A 19,205-nucleotide genomic window follows, 5' to 3' on the forward strand; every position below is an offset into this window, starting at 1 on the left:
ATCAGGTGTTTACCGTTTTTTTTAGTAGCTTTTCGTTGCTTTCAATCAGGCTGTCTGTTGCTTTTTTATACCGGGCTTTAAAACTAGGTAAAGTGATTAAGTTTGTTTCTTTGTCCAATGCCGTAAACGATGGGGAGTAGTCTGTTACTGTTGTTGGAGTATGGATATTATCATCTTCGAGGGTACCGCGTTTAAACCAGTCTCCATAATAACCTAGATTAAATTTGTCCCCGGTTTTTATGAACTTAGTGTGGTATTTGGAATGATCTATCAATCTGAAATATAAGAGCTGATAATTATCAGCTTTTTTTTTGATTCTTATTTTTGTTTGTCCAGGTGTCCAGGTTGCATTGTTTGCACTGATTATAAAGCCTGCAAATTCACCGGGCCTTTGTATGGAATCTTTTACTATTCCGATCTCGTAGCTGTCATTGTACCAGATTCCTTCTATTTCATCAAGCTGGTTTTTGTGACGTTCAAGATAGGCTTTGAAAGCTACTTCGTTCCAAGCTGTCTTTTCTGATCCGGCAAAGAAGTTTCTGATGTCTTCTTTAGTGGCATTTTCTGGTGCGGAGTAATTGATACCTATATGTCTGTCTTTAAAAAATGACAGCCATTCTTTGCAGATTTCTATACAAGTCATTTGATCTGCTGAACTTGCGGCCCTTTGAAGACTATCAGTGAAAAAGTCAAAACGCTGCTGAGTTGCGGGGATCACTTTATCTCTGTATCCGGGGTAATTATTTTTTATTCTTTCAATTACAAATTTGAAGTTATCGGGACAGTTACAATTTTGGGCTTTGGTTAGAAATGGGATGGAGATCAGAAATAGTAAAAATAGTTTCTTCATTTAGGTGTATCAGATATTTTTTTTAAAGATATGATGTTTAATTACCAATTCTATTAATTTAACATTAATGCTGTAAGTGTGTCTTTGAAATTATAAGCCATGATTTCGGATAACAGGACTGTTATCAATTTTTGGGCATAAAAAAAGCCCCTGAAAGGAGCTTCTAAAAGGTCTTAAATCCTAGAAAGAAAAATCATCATTCTGGCCTTTTGCAGCACCTTCATGGTTTTCCGAATATTCATAGCGTTTTTCAACTACTTCCTGGTGATTCTTGATATAATCAACTGTCTCATTTAATCCTTCAGCAAACTTTTCAAAATCTTCTTTGTATAAAAAGATCTTATGTTTTACAAATACACCGTCTTCCAGTCTTTTCTTTTTCTTGTTTCAGTAAGGGTTAAATAATAATCTCCTGAACGTGTTGCTTTAACGTCGAAAAAATAAGTTCTTTTACCGGCCCTTACTTTTTTAGAAAAAACCTCTTCTCTCTCTTTGTTGTCAAATTCTCCCATGTTTGGTATTGCTGTTGGTTTTTGGTTCGGGTAAATATAAAGCATTAATTAGATAAGATCAAAATAGAAATTAAAGAGATTTATTTTCTTCTTCCAATAACTGATTTTGATACATTTCTTCGTAGATCCCATGAAGGTTAATTAGTTCATCATGAGTGCCTTGTTCTGCAATACGTCCTTCTTCCAGGACTAAAATTTTGTCTGCTTTTTTGATCGTGGAAATCCTGTGGGCAATTAATATGCTCGTCTTTCCTTTCATGACATTGCCCAGGTTATTTAAGATTTCTTCCTCAGTTTTGGTATCTACTGCAGAAAGACAGTCATCAAAAATCAATATTTTAGGCTCTTTAATGAGTGCCCTTGCAATGGATACCGTTGTTTCTGACCGCCGGACAAGGTAATTCCACGTTCGCCCAGCATCGTGTCAAACTTGAGCTCAAAGTCCATTATATTATGGTATACGGCCGCATTCCGGGCGGCAGTTTCAATTTCCAGGTCAGTTACCTGGTCTAAACCAAAGGCGATATTATTCTTAATATTATCAGAAAAGAGAAAAACTTCTTGCGGAACGAAACCGACTTGATTTCTGAACGAATTCAGATTTACTTTTTTCAGGGGTGTTCCGTCAATCGAAATCTGGCCGGAATCGGTATCATACATCCTCATAATCAGGTTTGCTAATGTTGATTTCCCTGAGCCCGTTCGGCCGATAATGGCCACAAACTGACCTGCCTTAATATCAAAACTTACATCTTGTATCGCTTTGATACCAGTATCCTGGTAGGTGAAACTAACGTGATCAAAGCTGATATTACCATTCAGATCTGCAACTGGTGCATCGCCGGTACGGATATCTGGCTGTAACTCGAGGAATTCATTGATCCTTTTTTGTGATGCCGAAGCACGCTGAATAAGTGTAGTTACCCAGCCAAGCATGGTCACAGGGAAAGTCAGCTGATTTACATAAACGATGAATTCTGCAATATTACCTGCAGTTATAGAACCATCCAGTACTTGCTCTCCACCTATATATACTGTCAGAATAGTGCTGAGCCCAACTAAAAGAAGCATGGTAGGGTAGAAGAGTGCTTGTACACGGACAAGCCCCATTGCACTATTTTTATAAGCGCTGCTTTCATTAGCGAAGATTTCCCTGGTGTAATCTTCACGGACATATGATTTGATCACGCGGATACCTGAAAATCTTTCCTGCACAAAACTTGATAAACGGGAAAGCTGTTCCTGGATCTGCTCGCTTTTATTATTGATCTGGGTGTTGACAAAGTAAATAATCACGACCAATACTGGCAGGGGCAGTAAACAGAAAGTCGCAAGTTTTGCATTTACTGAATACATAGATGTAATAATCAGCAGAAACAAAACAAGTGTATTGATGGCGTACATAATTGCGGGGCCAACATACATTCTTACCCTGTTTACATCCTCTGTAGCCCGGTTCATTAAATCACCGGTATTGTTACGGCGGTAAAAGCCAAGACTTAGCTTTTGATAGTGAGCGTAAATCTCATTCTTCATGTCAAATTCAATGTGTCTGGACATTAAAATAAGGGTTTGACGCATAAAAAAGAGGAATAACCCTCTAATCAGATAAAGAATAAGGACCAGTGAGCCGAAATAAAGCAGGCTGTAACTGAAGATATCATATATAATCTGCTGTCTCTGGAAATCATTAAACAGGTAGTAGATCTGAATATTTTCAGTAATCAGGTTAAAAGCATGACCAATTACCTGTGCTGGAATTACGCCGAAAATATTAGAAATAATAACGAAAAACACACCCGGTATGATCCACCATTTATATTTATAGAAATGTTTATTTAAAAAACGAAGGTGCTTCATGTGGCGTAAAGTTAGCCAATTGAACATGATTTTTGAAAACTGTTTGGTTAAAACAATGTAAATAATGTTTTTTATCCTTAGTTTTGCGAGCTGTCTGATAAACGAAATCTTATGTCTGGTAATAGTTCTGTGGTAACCTCAATTTTAGATCAACTAAGTGCTTTAGGACACAAAAAAGTTGTTTTTTGTAATGATCCCGATACCGGTTTAAAAGCCATTATTGCTATTCATGATACTACATTGGGTCCGGCTTTGGGTGGTACAAGAATGCTTAATTATGCTACTGAGACTGAAGCACTGGAAGATGTGCTGCGGTTATCGAGGAGTATGACTTATAAAGCTGCAATAACAGGGCTTAACCTGGGAGGCGGTAAAGCTGTCATCATTGGTGATTCCCGTAAAGGTAAATCTGAAGCAATGATGCGTAGTTATGGTCGTTTTATCCAAAATCTGAATGGTGAATTTATCACTGCCGAAGATGTGGGTACAACAACTAAGGATATGGAGTATATATCAGCATGGAAACCAAACATGTGACAGGAGTTCCTGAATCAATTGGTGGTATGGGTGATCCTTCACCAACTACTGCTAAAGGTGTTTTCCTTGGAATAAAAGCCTGTGTTAAAGAAGTTTTTGGTACGGATATGCTGGCAGGACGTTCTGTTGTTGTTCAGGGTATTGGTAATGTAGGAGAGCAGCTTGTTGAATTGCTGAGAAATGAAAACGTTGAAGTTTTTATCAGTGATATTAACGAAGAGCGTTTACATCATATTGCCAGAAAATATAAAGCAAAACCCGTAGAGGCCAATAAAGTGTTCGGTCTTGACGTTGATATATATGCGCCTTGTGCGTTAGGTGCTACAGTGAATGACGTAACTATTCCAAGAATGAAATTTGCGATTATCGCTGGTTCAGCTAATAATCAGCTTGCAGATGAGCAGGTTCATGGTAAATTACTATTGGAAAAGAATATACTTTTCGCACCGGATTACCTGATTAATGCAGGTGGTTTGATTTAATTGTTATTCGGAACTAACAGGTTTCGGAAGAAAACGTACGATGCAGCTGACAGAAAATATCTATCAGGCCACACGTAACGTTATTAAACTGTCTAAGGCAGAGAATATCCCAACTATCCTGGCAGCAAACAGGATAGCAGAACAAAGAATAATAGACAAAAAAAAAATAAAATCATCATTTTAATAACCGGTATACTACCAACTCGTTCTTACATTCATGTTAAATAGAAGGCACCTACGAATTAAAGTCCTGCAAAACATCTTTGCGTGGCAAATGACAGACAAAAAGGATCTACTTTCTGCAAAGAAAGAATTGATGCACAGTATTGATAATGTTTATGAAATGTATGTCAGAATGCTGGCATTACTTTCTGAAATTACTGAATACACATCAGTTGATGCTATTGAAAGAGCTAACAAGCATTTTCCTACTGCTGAGGATTTGAATCCTAACAAGAAATTACTGCGAAATAAGTTCATTATTCTGCTGCAGGAAAATCCTGAATTTAAATCGGCTGTAAACAAATATCAGATCAACTGGCATGCTGATCCTGAATTTATCAAAACAATCTACAATAAGCTGAAAACTACTCCTGAGTATGTCGCTTATCTTGCGGATTCTGATGATAGTCTGGAAGGATCAAAAGAAATTATCAAATTTATCTTTAGAAAAATTATTCTTAAAAGCCAGAATATCATCCAGGCTTTTGAAGATAAGTTTATCAACTGGCCTGTAGATAAAGAAGTTATGCAGGGTATGGTTGCGAAAACGCTGAAAAATTTCACTTCAGAAGATCCATTCAAAAATAAGCTTACTCCAATCAGTGCAGACTGGAAAGAAGATAGTAAGTTTGTGGAAGACCTTTTTACTTATACGCTTAAAAATAATACTGAATACCAGAATTTAATCGCTGAGCGTACTAAAAACTGGGAATCAGAGCGTATCGCATTAATGGATACTATCCTGATGAAAATGGCTATTTGTGAGTTGATGAGTTGAATTTCCCTTCAATTCCGGTAAAAGTAACCATCAATGAGTATCTTGACCTGTCGAAAGATTACAGTACACCGAAAAGTAATTCATTTATTAACGGTATATTGGACAAAATTTTAGGCGATTTGAAACGTACAAACAGTATCAAAAAAATTGGCCGCGGATTAATAGAAGAAAAAAAAAAACATATTAATGAAGAAGATCTTTTTACTTGCATTTGCAGCAGCTTCATTAGCTGCCTGCCAACAAACAAAACCTACAGCAGCTACTGATAGTGTAGTGACAACTACAACTACTGCTAAAACTAATACTGTTGTTGCTTCACCAGATGCACCGGTTATGAGCTTTGAACAAGGAATGTATAACTTCGGTAAAATCATACAGGGAGAATCAATACACTACGAATTCAAATTTAAAAATACTGGAAAAAGTCCTCTGATTGTTACCAATGCAACTGCAACTTGTGGATGTACTATTCCTGAAAAACCAAATGCGCCTATTAAACCAGGTGGTGAAGGTGTTATTAAAGTAGTATTCAACAGTGCTGGTAAAATGGGAATGCAGGATAAAGTGATTACAATCACATCAAATGGTAATCCTTCGACAAGTGAAGTACACCTGATTGGTGAGGTTAAAGAAAGAACATAATTATATAATAATACAATCAATATGACATTAACAGTAATTTTAGATGCTGCTGCCGGCGGAAGCAGTATGTTAAGTACCTTGGTCCCAATGGTATTAATCATGGTAGTTTTCTATTTCTTCATGATCAGACCACAAGTTAAAAAAGCTAAAGACCACAAGAAATTAGTTGCTGACTTGAAAAAAGGTGATAAAATCGTTACTACTGCTGGTATACATGGTAAAATCATTGATATGAACGAGCTTACTTTCTTAATTGAAGTTGAAGGCGGTACTAAAATCCGTTTTGACAAGTCTGCTATTTCTTTGGATGCAACTAAAGCATCTACTGAATTGCCTAAGGCTTAATTCGTTAACAGACATTATAAGCCGCTCCATTATTTGGCGCGGCTTTTTTGTTTTTTAATAGCCTGTTCTAAGAGATTTCAGACTTTATCATCATCTAAAGTTTAAATTCTCTAAATTTGATTAATTACAGCCATATGCCATTCATTAAACTTACAAAAATAGAGCGAAAGCGCTTTTTAGTATTGATCACTTGTGTGCTTCTGGCTATTGCAGGATGGCTTTTTCTGGCATTAAACAATAAATATGTTTATACGGCCAAAACTGTCCTGATTTATAAAAAAACTTTCCTCAGAAAAAAGCTTTCCACCCTTTACAATCTGATACGGTAGATTTATTAGTGGAGGGAACGGGCTGGCAGTTGTTATTTGCACGTTTGAGAGTGAACCCGCAATTTATAAGTATCAGTCTTGATAAGCTGAATAACAGGAATTATATCCTTTTCTCGGAGCAGTTGTACAGTGTGAATAATCAATTGGAAACTTCACAGAAAATTATATCTGTCAGGCCGGATACTTTGTATTTTGATTTCTCTAAACGGACAGTAAAAAGAGTTCCTGTTAAACTGGTATCTAACTTATCTTTTGTGAAGCAATTCGGGATTTCTGATGTGATACAGTGCACACCTAATTACGTCACTGTGTCTGGTCCGCAAGAAGAACTTGAAAAGATTAATGAATGGAAAACTGATACACTTACACTTCGGAATATTCAGAATCAGGCCGTCACAAGGGTTGCTATGAAGCAAAACCTGCTGAAAAATGTAAATATATTTCCGGCTAGCGTTGAAGTTAAGTTACCGGTAGATGAGTTTACCGAAAAAACACTGGAAATACCGCTGAAAATTATCAATAATAACGAGTATTATAATGTTAAGCTATATCCGAAAAAGGTAAAGATTACTTTTATGGTCGCATTGTCCAGCTATCAGCAGGTCAATGAGGATTTTATTGAGGCTGTAGTGGATCTTAATGAATGGAAATTAAAACATCATGGACAGCTGACTGTCAAACTAACCCGCTTTCCTGATTATTGCAGGAAGGTCAGAATGGATCCGGAAAAAGTTGATTTTATTATAGAGAAATAATGATTAAGATAGGGATTACAGGTGGTATTGGAAGTGGGAAAACTACGGTTTGCAGAATATTTGAAGAACTGGGTGTCCCTGTGTTTTATGCCGATACAGTAGCTAAAGAGATTATGATTACTGACCTGGTATTGAGGGAGGAAATTATAAATACTTTTGGAAAAGATAGTTATGGGCCTTCCGGGGAACTAAATAATAAATATATCGCTCAGATTGTATTTAATGACAAACAAGAGCTGGAGAAGCTGAATGGGCTGGTTCATCCGGCTGTATTCAGGGCATTTGACAGCTGGGAGGAAACTATATCTGCTGCTGTACCTTATACATTGAAAGAAGCTGCGCTTTTATTTGAGAGTGGATCTTATAAAATGTGTGATAAAACTATTTTAGTAACCGCACCTGCGGACATCAGGATACAGCGTGTAATGGAGCGTGATGGCGTGACCAGAGCACAGGTAGAAGCCAGAATGGATAAGCAGCTGAGCGATGATGAAAAGAAAAAAATGGCCGATTTCCTGATTACGAATGATGAAAGCAGGCCGGTGATACTCCAGGTATTGGAGCTGCACCATCAATTTATAAACCTTACAAAATAAATGATATTAGAGGATTTTTTAGTGCCAACTAAAATTGGACTGTTTTGCGCTTATGGCAATTTTTACCTTGATCCAAAGGAAATGGTAAAGGATGCGGTAATTTCACATGCACATGGTGATCATGCGATTAGCGGGAATTTTAATGTGTATTGTACGCAAGCAACCTCGTTGTTTATGATTCAGCGTTATAAGAAGTTTGCAGCTGGTGAATTTCATCTTTATGATTTTCATGCTGAGTTTGTACTGAATGGGGTTAAGATCAGCTTTATCCCTGCTGGTCATATTTTAGGCTCTGCGCTGGTTATGATGGAGTATAAGGGGGTCAAATATTTATATACTGGTGATTATAAGCTTCAGCCGGATACAACTTGTGAGCCTATAGAATTCGCTGAGGCAGATGTACTGATTACTGAAACGACTTTTGCGAATCCTGATACTAAACATCCTGATGTGGAACTGGAAATCAAAAAATTGAATTCAACAACTAGCAATATTATGCTTGGTGCTTATGCTTTAGGTAAAAGCCAGCGGTTGATTAAATTGATTAGTGATCATTGTCCGCAGAGAAGGATACTTGTGCATCATAGCATCCTTCCATTTGTGAAAATTTATGAGCAAATGGGAATTGATATGGGGAAATATGAAGTTTATGACAGGAAAGTAATGAAAAATAATAAAACTGATATGGTTTATCTTGTTCCTCCTTTAGTTTACAGGAGTTATATCAGAGCTATTGATGTAATCAGGGTTTTTGCTACCGGATGGAAACATTTACAGAATAATAATGAGTTACAGTTGTTTATTTCTGACCATGTTGATTGGGATGATATCATTTATTCAATTGAAAAAATCAAGCCAAAGGAGATCTGGACTACACATGGGAGTGGAATTCAATTAAAAAGTTATTTTACAAACATTATTACTGTTAAATTGCTTAACTAATGAAACAGGATGCAGATTACTATTTCAATGAACAGGGTTTGATGGTTTTTACCGAAGCATATCATCGCAAACGTGGTTATTGCTGTAAAAATGGTTGTAAACACTGTCCCTGGAAATAAAAAAAAAAAAAAGAATGATAGTAATGATAATGAAAAAAAAAAAGAAAATTAAGTAATTGATGCAGTTGCAGAAAGAAAAAAAGGCTCCCCGTTACGAAAGTGCATTTCATGAGGCTATGGTCAATGTGGCGTTTACGCAGAACTGGTGTAATGAACAGGTGAAACAGGCAGTTTCATCTTATGATATTACTAATCAGCAATTTAATGTGCTAAGAATTTTGCGTGGTCAACATCCTGATCCTTCAACTATCAATTTATTGAAATCCAGGATGCTGGATAAAATGTGTGATGCATCAAGGATTGTGGACCGTTTAGTGCAGAAGGACCTGGTCTGTAAAAAGATTAATCCTTATGATAAACGAGCAGTAGATATCCTGATTAATGAAAAGGGACTGGCGCTTTTAAAAAGAATGGATAGAGAAATGGATCTTTCTGCTATCCTTTCGTGCAATTTAACAAGGCAGGAGGCTGAATTATTAACTACGTTGCTGGAGAAAGCAAGGGGTAGAGATTAATACCCCTAGTGGCTATGTCCTGAACTGTAAAATCCAATCAGGGCAATGCCGATACCTAGTAAAACAGCAATCATTTTTCGTTTGGAAACTTTGTGATCTACGCTGGACTCGAACAAAATAGTGGTCGAAATGTGTAAAAATATCCCGATCACAATTCCCATCATTTTATGGAAGTAAATCTCAATACCTCCAATACTGCCAGTACTGATTCCATTACTTACCCAAAATCCGAGAGGAGCCATAATTGCAAAAATGGCGAGGAAAAGACACAATTCCAGCTGGTTTAAATTTATTCTGCATCAATATACTCGCTAATGCAAAAGCAGCCGGAATATGGTGTAATGAGATACCGAAAATTAATGCGTTATGCTGGTCCGCAGCAAGTGGCATTCCTTCCAGAAAAGCATGTAAACATAAACTGATCATAATTCCATAAGGAAAGATCTGTGTATCATTGTGTTTATGAATATGACCATGTTCTACTCCTTCAGAAAACTGTTCCAGTAAAATTTGTAAAAGGAATCCAACTAGTATATATATACCTATTTCTGCATGATCAGGCCCACTATAAGCATCCGGTATAAGGTGTAATACGGTGATGGCGAATAAGTAAGCGCCACTAAAAGAAAGGATCAGTTTTAGTAATTGTGATTTATCACTTTTGACTAAAAATATAGACAGCCCTCCTAAAAAAGCGCAAAAGAATAGTATTAAAATTTTCCAAACTTCCATTAAGTTACGGGTTGTAATTTTTTATAAAGAAGGGATACTAAAAATCCAATGGTTGAACCTAAAGCAGCACCTGCAATGGTATCTATCGGATAATGTACGCCAACATATATTTGTGCAAAAGAAATAATAAATGCCCAGGCAAGGCCGATAGGCAAAATCGGTTTCCATTTTGGATAGAAAACCATAATCAGGAACACGGCAATACCAAAGTGGTTGGTTGCATGTGCTGATGGAAAACTAAATCCGCTGCCACATGGCACACGGTGAATAATATCGTTAACCAGGGCAGGTTCATTACAAGGCCTTAATCTGCTGACAAATGGTTTAATGAATCTTGATGAGATCATATCGCCCATGGCAAAGGTCAGTAATATACCTCCTATAATGTACCAGCCTCTTTTTTTATATTCTTTGAAACAGAAAATGATAATAAAAAGATATAGGGGAGCCCAGAAATAACGATTCCGCATCAATGGCAGAAACCAATCAAAAAAGCCATTGGAGAGACCTCTGTGGATTTTCAGAAATAGATCTACATCAAAGGTATGTAAGCTTTCTATCATGCTTTTTTACAAACAAGGATCAGTCTGTCAGATTTGGCTAAATCAAAAGCTTCCAGATTATAGCTGCCAAACGTATTAATAATAGTCAATCCGCTTTTTTCAAACATACGCTCAAAATCTGCTAGTGTAAAAGCTTGCACACGCTCTTCAAAAGCATAGTGTTTACTCTTGTGCTCAAAATTGATATGTTTAATAATCTTTCCTTCAGCAACGAATTTATGAAGATCAAAGTCAATACCTTCTACGGTTTTTGTTTCTCTGTGCGTAAGATTACTAATGATTTTCTGTGTGTTGAAGTAATCAATAACTACTGTTCCGTCTTCTTTGATACTTTTTCTGAAAGACTTCAATGCGTTTACATGATCTTTTTCTGTATCAAAATACCCGAAGCTGGTGAAAAGGTTCAGGGCAATATCGTAATAGTTGATGTAGCCCAGTTTACGCATGTCATGAACAAAAAAGTGAAGGTGTTTCTGTTCAAACTGCTTGGCGTACTTTATACTTTGTTCGGAAAGATCAATTCCAGTAACGTCAAAGCCTTTTTTATTTAAATAAACTGAATGACGGCCTCTTCCACAGGCAATATCCAGTATACGGGAGTGTAATGCGGGTTTTAAATAAGCTGTTAGATTATCAATTAAGAACTCTGCTTCAGCATCATTACGCTGACTATATAAAATATGATAATAAGGAGAATTGAACCAATACTGAAACCACTTACGCTGCATAAAGACCGTCTTAAATTTAAAAAAAACAAATATAGTGATTAGGAATGCAACTGGGTGGATATTCAGGGCAATTTATCCTGACGCCTGTCTAATATCAATGTAATAATCTGTTTATGCTTAATTTTGGCTGCAACATCGTTAAATGTTTCGAGGTAGAAAATGCTACCTCTGTAACATTTGCCTCGTTTCGTTCAAAATTAAGCAATAAACATTTTTATTACATTGACATTAAACAGGCTATAATATATGACAAGCCCTTCTTAAATTTTTACTATTTTTGGAAAACAAAATTCATAGCAGTTGACACTTATAAAATCTATTTCAGGAATCAGGGGAACTATCGGCGGAATCGCTGGAAATGGGCTAACACCTATTGATATAGTGAAGTTTACCGCAGCTTACGGCTCGTGGGTAATTAAAAATACGAATATTAAGAAAATCGTACTTGGACGGGATGCACGAATCTCAGGAGACATGGTAAATAACCTGGTAACCGGTACTTTACAAGGACTGGGGATTGAGGTGATAGACTTAGGTTTATCTACTACGCCAACTGTCGAAATTGCTGTTCCGATGGAAAAAGCAGGTGGTGGAATTATTCTGACAGCCAGCCATAATCCTAAACAATGGAACGCTTTGAAACTCTTAAATGAGAAGGGTGAATTTATCAATGATGAAAATGGTAAAGAAGTATTAGAAATCGCTGAAAGAGCTGATTTTTCTTTTGCTGAAGTGAATGATCTTGGAAAAAAAGTCATTTATGATGATTCTTATCTGCAGAAACATATTGATGTAATTCTTGCCCTGCCTTTGGTTGATATTGAGCTGATCAAAAAAGCGAATTTTAAAATTGCGATTGACTGTGTAAATTCTACAGGTGGTATTTTTATTCCTGCTTTGTTAAAGGCTTTGGGAGTAAAGACTGTATTTGAATTATATTGTGAGCCAAACGGAGAGTTTCCTCATAATCCGGAGCCTCTTCCTGAAAACCTTACTGAAATTGCCAAAGTAGTACAAAGTAAACAAGCTGATTTGGGTATCGTTGTTGATCCGGATGTAGACCGTTTATGTTTTGTATGTGAAGACGGAACTATGTTTGGTGAGGAATATACTTTAGTTGCGGTAGCAGATTATATCCTTAAAAACCAACCGGGTAATACGGTTTCCAACTTGTCGTCTACAAGAGCTTTAAAAGATGTTACCCTAAGAGCGGGCGGAGAGTATCATGCTTCTGCTGTGGGTGAAGTAAATGTGGTCAATCAGATGAAAGCTACAAATGCAATTATTGGTGGCGAAGGTAATGGAGGGATAATTTATCCTGAATTGCATTATGGCCGTGATGCTTTAGTTGGAATTGCTTTGTTTTTAACACATCTGGCTAAATTTGGAAAATCTGTATCCTTATTGAGAAGCAGCTATCCAAACTATCATATTTCGAAAAATAAGATAACATTAACACCTGAAATGGATATTGATGCGTTGTTGATTAAAGTACAGGAAAAGTACAGAAATCAGCCGAACAGTACCATTGACGGACTGAAAATAGAATTTGATAATGAGTGGGTTCACTTGCGTAAATCAAATACAGAACCAATTATCCGTATCTACAGTGAGGCGGAAAATGAAACTGTAGCTGAAAACCTGGCGAATAAAATTATATCAGATATCAAAGAAATTTTAAAATTGAATTAATACAGATGAACAGGATCTATTTAGATAATGCTGCAACAACACCTCTTGACAAAGAGGTAATGGCTGAAATGATTAATGTGATGGAGAATTATTATGGGAATCCATCTTCAATTCATGCGCAGGGCCGTGAGGTGCGCACATTGATTGAAAAGGCCCGTAAAACTGTAGCTGGATTACTGAATGCGACACCTGCAGAAATATTTTTTACTTCGGGTGGTACAGAGGCTGATAATACAGCTATACGTTGTGGTATTGCGGCCTTTGGAATTAAACATGCAATTACTTCAAAAATCGAACATCACGCGGTTGAGCATACGCTTGGACAGCTATTAAAAGATGGGGTTATTGATAAGCTAAGTTTTGTAAATATTGATTCAAAAGGTAATGTTGATTATGATCACCTGGAACAACTGCTAAAAGAGAATTCGCGTTCTTTTGTTTCTTTAATGCATGCAAATAATGAACTGGCAACTTTGACTGATATGGAAAAGGTTGGTGATATCTGTGAGCGTTATGAAGCTATTTATCATAGTGATACGGTACAGACCATGGGCCATTATGTACATGATGTCAGAAAGATAAAAGCCCATTTTATTGTTTGTGCGGCGCATAAACTGCATGGTCCTAAAGGTGTAGGCTTTCTATTCGTAAACCATAACGTGAAAATCAGTCCATTCATTTTTGGTGGAGCGCAGGAACGTAATATGCGTGGCGGAACAGAGAATGTATATGGAATTGTAGGTCTGGCTAAAGCATTGGAGATGGCATACGGACATATGGCTGAGCATCAGACTTATATCCAGGAACTGAAAACATATATGAAGGATAAACTGGTAGCAGAAATTCCTGCAATTAGTTTTAATGGTGAAACTGATCCTGAAAAAAGTTTATATACGGTTCTTAACGTATCATTCCCGGCTATGGAAATGTCTGATATGTTATTGTTCAATCTTGATATTAACGGGATCTCTGCTTCTGGTGGGAGTGCCTGCTCTTCTGGTTCAAATATCGGTTCACATGTATTGACTGCTATAGGAACTGATCCTAACCGCCCATCGGTAAGGTTCTCTTTCAGTAAACTGAATACCAAAGAGGAAATCGATTATGTAATAGAAAAAGTGAAACATATTGTAGAGCAGAATATCGCTGTATAGTAATTTATAAAATAAATACAAAAGCTCTGACCGCTGGTCAGAGCTTTTTTTTTAAGAATCAATTATGCAATACTTATCAATAGAAAATAATAAGAGTCCATATTTGCCATTTGTTGAGGAATTATATCATTCCGCTTTTCCATTAGAGGAGAGGAGAAACTGGGATCAATTACTAAAAATGATTGGTATGGTTCCGGAGATGTCTTTTCAGGTAATTTTATCCGAAGAAAAAGCTATTGGGTTTATAACGAGCTGGATGTTTGATGACTGGTGTTTTATAGAACATCTGGCAATTGACCCGATCAACAGAGGGAAAAAAATATGGTGAACGGGTAATGAAAGATTTCATGGCAAACCGTAAATTATTATTAGAGGTTGAGCCCCCTTTATCTGTAGATGCAGTAAGAAGAATTGGTTTCTATGAAAGATTAGGATTGATTTGTTTACCCTTCGATTATCTTCATCCTTCTTATCATGATTCTCATGTTTCTCATTCTTTGTTACTGATGACTAATGTACCGGAACGTGCAGAACTGTATTTCAACGAAATCATCTGCAGGGTTAAAAAACAGGTTTATTTATATCATCCTTTATAAATGGTTTTTTAGGATTAAATTTTTAAACAGAAATATTTAATGAATTCTATCCTGTAAATATTACCGGATTTATTTGTCTGTTAATGTTTTCTCCATTACATTAGAGGATACATTTGGCTTTTAGTGAAAGGATAATATAAGTGTTCAATTGTTTGCTAAATCGTTTTTAATATCGTAACCATATATAACTCTCATCCGGACTTTAACTTAGACTACTATTATAAACCACACAAAAAAAAATGATGAAACATTTCTTATCAGCGTTGCTTATTTCTGCCACTATGCCTGTTTTGGCGCAGCAAGCGGGTAAAGTGACAGATCCGGTAGACTGGATTAATCCGCTAATGGGGACAGCAAGTAAACCCAGCTTGTCTAATGGTAATACTTATCCTGCGATTGCAGTTCCATGGGGAATGAATTTCTGGACTCCACAGACGGGTAAAATGGGTGATGGATGGGCATATACTTATGATGCTGATAAAATCCGGGGATTCAAACAGACCCATCAGCCTTCTCCGTGGATGAATGATTATGGACAGTTTTCGGTGATGCCTGTAACTGGCAAGATGAAATTTAACCAGGATGAGCGTGCAAGCTGGTTTTCTCACAAGGCGGAAGTGGTAAAACCTTATTATTATAGTGTTTATCTTGCTGATGCTGATGTAACAACTGAGATTACACCAACAGAAAGAGCTGCACAGTTTCGTTTTACATTCCCGAAATCTGATAGTTCTTATGTAGTGATTGATGCTTTTGATAAAGGATCCTATATCAAGGTTATCCCAAAAGAAAGAAAAATTATAGGTTACAGCAGCACGCGTTATGCAAGCGGCCCGCTGCCTGCAAATTTCAAGAACTATTTTGTTATTTATTTTGATAAAGCGATTACTTCTGCAAATACATGGCATGGCAATACACTGGCGAAAGATACGCTTGAGCTAAAAAGTGATCATTCTGGTGCTATTGTAGGATTTAAGACTGAAAAGGGAGAAAAGGTGGGCATGAAAGTGGCTTCTTCTTTTATCAGTGTGGAACAGGCCGAGATCAGTTTAAAAAGAGAATTGGCAAATGATACTTTTGAGGCAACTCAACAGAAATCAAGAGCGGTATGGAATAAAACTTTAAGTAAAATTGCTATAGAAGGTGGAACGGTTGATCAGACGCGTACTTTCTATTCAAGTTTGTACAGGACTTTATTTTTCCCGAACAAGTTATATGAAATAGATGCGAATAATAAGATTGTTCACTGGAGCCCTTATAATGGTAAAACTATGCCAGGGTATATGTTTGCTGGTACAGGATTCTGGGATACGTTCAGAGCTTTATATCCATTCTTAAACCTTGTTTACCCTGCTATCAATAAAGAGATGCAGGAAGGTCTGATTAATGATTATAAAGAGGGTGGATGGTTGCCTGAATGGTCTAGTCCGGGTTATGCAAACTGTATGATTGGTAATAACTCTGCTTCTGTAGTTGCTGATGCCTATATTAAAGGTCTTCGCGGATATGATATTGAGACTTTATACGAAGCGCTTAAACATGGTGCAAATAATGAAGGGCCAAATGAAGCAGTTGGAAGGGCAGGGGTTAAATATTACAATGAGCTTGGTTATGTACCTTATGATGTGAAGCTGAATGAAAATGCAGCCAGAACGTTAGAATATGCTTATGATGATTTTACAATTTATCAATTGGGAAGAGCATTAAAGAAACCAGCAGCTGAAATTGATATCTATGCAAAAAAAGAGCGATGAACTATAAAAACATTTTTGATCCTTCTACCGGTTTGATGCGTGGAAAGAATAAGGATGGTTCGTTTCAATCACCGTTTAATCCGTTTAAATGGGGAGATGCTTTTACAGAGGGAAACAGCTGGCATTATTCGTGGTCAGTTTTTCAGGATGTAAACGGACTGGTAGGGTTAATGGGTGGCAAGAACAAATTCGCAGAAAAACTTGATTCTGTATTTACGATGCCTCCTGTTTTTGATGCGAGTTATTATGGTTCTGTGATCCATGAGATCAGAGAAATGCAGATTGCAAATATGGGACAGTATGCGCATGGTAATCAGCCTATACAGCACATGATTTATCTGTATAACTATGCCGGACAACCCTGGAAAGCGCAGTACTGGGTTAGAGAAACGATGAATAGAATGTATAAGGCTACGCCTGATGGATATTGTGGAGATGAGGATAACGGGCAGACTTCTGCGTGGTATGTTTTTTCTTCATTAGGCTTTTATCCGGTTACACCTGCTACGGATCAATACGTGATTGGTGCGCCGTTATTTAAAAAAGTAACGTTGAATCTAACCGATAACCGAAAACAGATCGTGATCAATGCTGCTGCAAATAGTGCGGATAATAAGTATATCAATTCGTTGAAATACAATGGTAAGAATTATGATAAAAACTGGTTAAGCCACTCTGAGTTAGTAAAGGGAGCGACGCTTGATTTCGACATGACGTCTGCACCAAATAAGAACAGAGGGATTGTTGAAGCAGATTTTCCTTATTCAATGTCAACAGAAAAAAAAAATAGAGGATATGCTCCGGTTTAGTTCGGGGCATATGTGTTAAAAACATATGGCTTGATAATTTCATTTGATTAAAATGGGGTTATCAGGCCATTTTTTTGTTTGTAAGCATTTCTAATCGGGTCTTTGTATCGGTGTAAATTGTCTTTTTTTAAAATTGATATGATACATAGGGAAATTTAAATTAACTATGAATGTTGGTTGTGGATTTTTTTAGGGGTTGTGTCTTTTGAGTGTTAATTTAATGTATCTGTTTGTTAATTTTATTTTACTCAAAGTATTGTATTGTGATTTCATTTTATATGTTTAATATTGAGTACACAAATGAAACCATTGTATGAAAAAATTATTAACAATAGCGATGCTTTGTGCATCTGCTCTGGCAACTAATGCCCAAACTGAAAAAGGTAAATTTATATTGGGAGGAACCATAGGTTATTCCAGTGATAAAATGGATCAGCAACAGACACTGAACAAACATAACAATTTGACCATACTTCCAAGCGGGGGGTACTTTGTAAAAGATAATCTTGCCCTGGGTTTGGGGATAGGTTACTCAAGAGTTATAGATAAATACACTTATAATACTAATAACATATCACAGACATATAGTCAAAAAGGTACAACAGATTACTTTATGATAAGTCCTTTTGTGCGCCATTACATAAATATCTCAGATAAATTTAAATTTTTCAGTCAGTTTTCAGTTCCTATGAAATGGGGAAATATAAAATCGGAAACGGAGAGTAAAAACCCAGCCATTGAATTTACTCCTGACTCAACTAAAACTACGTCAATCGGAGTAGGTATAGAACCAGGATTTGCTTTTTTCCCAACTAAAAAGATTGGTATACAGCTTTCTGTAGATGGCCTGTCATATGTATGGAGTAAAACTGAAGATAAGGCTAACTCTTTTAATAAAGATCAAAAGAGTCATGCTTTTAATTTGGGGACTAATTTTTTTGCTCCAAGAATTGGTATTCAATTTTATTTCTAGCCTCTAAAATCTTCACAACATGGGAAAAATAGTGTCATTTTTTATTGCTTTAATAGCAATATCATTTAGTTGTATGGCTCAAACCGAAAAAGGAAAAGTACTTGTAGGCGGGTATACTTATATTTCGTCTTTTAGGCCTACAAATAATGTTACAAAATATACAACCGACGTCGTAATTAGCCCAACAGTCGGGATTTTTGTTGCTAAGAATCTCGTCATAGGAACAGGTATTATATACAGTTATCGTGATTACCATTCAAATTATGAAACTAATCTTGGTATTCGGGATTATAAATACAAGACGAATGGTATAGGCTTTGCACCATTTGGTAGATATTATATTGATTTAACACCACAAGTTAAGTTTTTTGGCCATTTGAATGCCTCTGTAAATTGGCTTAAATACAAAACTACTGATCTTAGCGGAAAAGAGGAGGAGCAAAATACAAAGGGTAAAGTCTATAGTGCAGCCTTAGCTCCTGGTTTTGCAGTTTTTCCTTCTAAAAGGATCGGAATAGAGCTATCAATTACTGGGTTTCAATTTACAAAGAATGACTTGGAATTTACCAAAAACAATTCCTATCATACGGAGAGTTTTAATTTCGGATCTGACTTCTTTAATCCCCGTTTAGGTATTCAGTTCTACTTGTAATCAACCTAGCCTTATAAGCAAAAGAAAAATCCCCTGCGGAAAAGAAAGCGTTAAAGCTATCTTTCTAC

At 36.5% G+C, this 19,205-nt stretch carries 20 protein-coding genes and 4 pseudogenes; 17 read left to right on the forward strand and 7 right to left on the reverse strand.

Translation table 11 applies throughout. The features are described 5' to 3' along the window. Position 1: 1 nt before the first annotated feature. The 3 genes and pseudogenes from ACWYN3_RS36525 to ACWYN3_RS36535 all read right to left on the reverse strand — a co-directional run bounded on the left by ACWYN3_RS36525 (position 2) and on the right by ACWYN3_RS36535 (position 3,222). A complete protein-coding gene (locus ACWYN3_RS36525) occupies positions 2-850 on the reverse strand; it encodes a hypothetical protein (RefSeq protein ID WP_456218576.1) in 849 nt (282 codons plus the stop codon). Between the two features lie 180 nt (positions 851-1,030). Continuing rightward, positions 1,031-1,362 (reverse strand): annotated as a pseudogene (locus tag ACWYN3_RS36530) (DUF3276 family protein). Positions 1,363-1,432: 70 nt separating this feature from the next. Next, positions 1,433-3,222: pseudogene (locus ACWYN3_RS36535) on the reverse strand (ABC transporter ATP-binding protein). A 111-nt stretch (positions 3,223-3,333) separates the two neighbouring features. Between ACWYN3_RS36535 and ACWYN3_RS36540 the strand changes: the two are divergent. The 10 genes and pseudogenes from ACWYN3_RS36540 (at position 3,334) to ACWYN3_RS36585 (ending at position 9,484) form a co-directional block, all read left to right on the forward strand. Further along, a pseudogene (locus ACWYN3_RS36540) lies at positions 3,334-4,425 on the forward strand (Glu/Leu/Phe/Val family dehydrogenase). A gap of 90 nt (positions 4,426-4,515) precedes the next feature. After that, a complete protein-coding gene (locus tag ACWYN3_RS36545) occupies positions 4,516-5,241 on the forward strand; it encodes a transcription antitermination factor NusB (RefSeq protein WP_456218577.1) in 726 nt (241 codons plus the stop codon). Beyond that, complete coding sequence (locus ACWYN3_RS36550) at positions 5,238-5,507, forward strand: transcription antitermination protein NusB (protein WP_456218578.1); 270 nt, start codon at positions 5,238-5,240, stop codon at positions 5,505-5,507. The genes ACWYN3_RS36545 and ACWYN3_RS36550 overlap by 4 nt, the downstream gene beginning before the upstream one ends. Then, positions 5,428-5,883 (forward strand): DUF1573 domain-containing protein, encoded by a 456-nt coding sequence (locus tag ACWYN3_RS36555; protein ID WP_456218579.1) that lies wholly within the window; start codon positions 5,428-5,430, stop codon positions 5,881-5,883. The genes ACWYN3_RS36550 and ACWYN3_RS36555 overlap by 80 nt, the downstream gene beginning before the upstream one ends. Positions 5,884-5,904: 21 nt before the next feature. Further along, complete coding sequence (yajC, locus tag ACWYN3_RS36560) at positions 5,905-6,228, forward strand: preprotein translocase subunit YajC (protein WP_456218580.1); 324 nt, start codon at positions 5,905-5,907, stop codon at positions 6,226-6,228. Positions 6,229-6,565: 337 nt separating this feature from the next. Continuing rightward, positions 6,566-7,312 carry a CdaR family protein gene (locus tag ACWYN3_RS36565; protein WP_456218581.1) on the forward strand — a complete coding sequence of 249 codons (747 nt, stop codon included), beginning with the start codon at positions 6,566-6,568 and terminating at the stop codon, positions 7,310-7,312. Beyond that, positions 7,312-7,908 carry a dephospho-CoA kinase gene (gene coaE / locus ACWYN3_RS36570; protein ID WP_456218582.1) on the forward strand — a complete coding sequence of 199 codons (597 nt, stop codon included), beginning with the start codon at positions 7,312-7,314 and terminating at the stop codon, positions 7,906-7,908. The genes ACWYN3_RS36565 and coaE overlap by 1 nt, the downstream gene beginning before the upstream one ends. Further along, complete coding sequence (locus ACWYN3_RS36575; protein WP_456218583.1) at positions 7,909-8,850, forward strand: exonuclease; 942 nt, start codon at positions 7,909-7,911, stop codon at positions 8,848-8,850. Positions 8,851-8,891: 41 nt separating this feature from the next. Further along, the gene (locus ACWYN3_RS36580; protein ID WP_456223279.1) at positions 8,892-8,969 is read left to right on the forward strand and encodes a DUF5522 domain-containing protein; all 78 of its coding nucleotides are present in this window, start codon (positions 8,892-8,894) and stop codon (positions 8,967-8,969) included. 59 nt (positions 8,970-9,028) lie between these two features. After that, entirely contained in the window at positions 9,029-9,484 is a 456-nt protein-coding gene (locus tag ACWYN3_RS36585) for a MarR family winged helix-turn-helix transcriptional regulator (protein ID WP_456218584.1), read from the forward strand. Between the two features lie 5 nt (positions 9,485-9,489). Here the strand turns inward: ACWYN3_RS36585 and ACWYN3_RS36590 are convergent, their stop codons facing one another. Genes ACWYN3_RS36590 through ACWYN3_RS36605 form a run of 4 tightly spaced genes read right to left on the reverse strand, consistent with a single transcriptional unit; the run spans position 9,490 to position 11,507 of the window. Beyond that, positions 9,490-9,726, reverse strand: coding sequence for a hypothetical protein (locus ACWYN3_RS36590; RefSeq protein WP_456218585.1), 237 nt, complete (start codon positions 9,724-9,726; stop codon positions 9,490-9,492). Then, positions 9,698-10,216, reverse strand: a complete 519-nt coding sequence (locus ACWYN3_RS36595) for a hypothetical protein (protein WP_456218586.1) — start codon at positions 10,214-10,216, stop codon at positions 9,698-9,700. Before ACWYN3_RS36595 ends, ACWYN3_RS36590 begins: the two co-directional genes overlap by 29 nt. Next, a complete protein-coding gene (locus ACWYN3_RS36600) occupies positions 10,216-10,779 on the reverse strand; it encodes a phosphatase PAP2 family protein (RefSeq protein WP_456218587.1) in 564 nt (187 codons plus the stop codon). The genes ACWYN3_RS36595 and ACWYN3_RS36600 overlap by 1 nt, the downstream gene beginning before the upstream one ends. Next, entirely contained in the window at positions 10,776-11,507 is a 732-nt protein-coding gene (locus tag ACWYN3_RS36605; protein ID WP_456218588.1) for a class I SAM-dependent methyltransferase, read from the reverse strand. Before ACWYN3_RS36605 ends, ACWYN3_RS36600 begins: the two co-directional genes overlap by 4 nt. 300 nt (positions 11,508-11,807) lie before the next feature. Here ACWYN3_RS36605 and glmM point away from each other — a divergent pair, with 300 nt between their 5' ends. The 7 genes and pseudogenes from glmM to ACWYN3_RS36640 all read left to right on the forward strand — a co-directional run bounded on the left by glmM (position 11,808) and on the right by ACWYN3_RS36640 (position 19,137). Further along, positions 11,808-13,199: a phosphoglucosamine mutase gene (gene glmM / locus ACWYN3_RS36610; RefSeq protein ID WP_456218589.1), complete on the forward strand. Its 1,392-nt coding sequence runs from the start codon at positions 11,808-11,810 to the stop codon at positions 13,197-13,199. Between the two features lie 5 nt (positions 13,200-13,204). Continuing rightward, positions 13,205-14,353: a cysteine desulfurase family protein gene (locus ACWYN3_RS36615; RefSeq protein WP_456218590.1), complete on the forward strand. Its 1,149-nt coding sequence runs from the start codon at positions 13,205-13,207 to the stop codon at positions 14,351-14,353. Between the two features lie 64 nt (positions 14,354-14,417). Continuing rightward, positions 14,418-14,681 (forward strand): GNAT family N-acetyltransferase, encoded by a 264-nt coding sequence (locus ACWYN3_RS36620; RefSeq protein ID WP_456218591.1) that lies wholly within the window; start codon positions 14,418-14,420, stop codon positions 14,679-14,681. 7 nt (positions 14,682-14,688) lie between these two features. Continuing rightward, positions 14,689-14,949, forward strand: coding sequence for a hypothetical protein (locus tag ACWYN3_RS36625; protein ID WP_456218592.1), 261 nt, complete (start codon positions 14,689-14,691; stop codon positions 14,947-14,949). Between the two features lie 242 nt (positions 14,950-15,191). Beyond that, a pseudogene (locus ACWYN3_RS36630) lies at positions 15,192-17,512 on the forward strand (GH92 family glycosyl hydrolase). A gap of 313 nt (positions 17,513-17,825) precedes the next feature. Continuing rightward, positions 17,826-18,485, forward strand: coding sequence for an outer membrane beta-barrel protein (locus ACWYN3_RS36635; RefSeq protein ID WP_456218593.1), 660 nt, complete (start codon positions 17,826-17,828; stop codon positions 18,483-18,485). Between the two features lie 19 nt (positions 18,486-18,504). Next, entirely contained in the window at positions 18,505-19,137 is a 633-nt protein-coding gene (locus ACWYN3_RS36640) for an outer membrane beta-barrel protein (RefSeq protein ID WP_456218594.1), read from the forward strand. Positions 19,138-19,205: the final 68 nt, after the last annotated feature.

It is taken from the genome of Pedobacter sp. NJ-S-72, assembly GCF_053890575.1.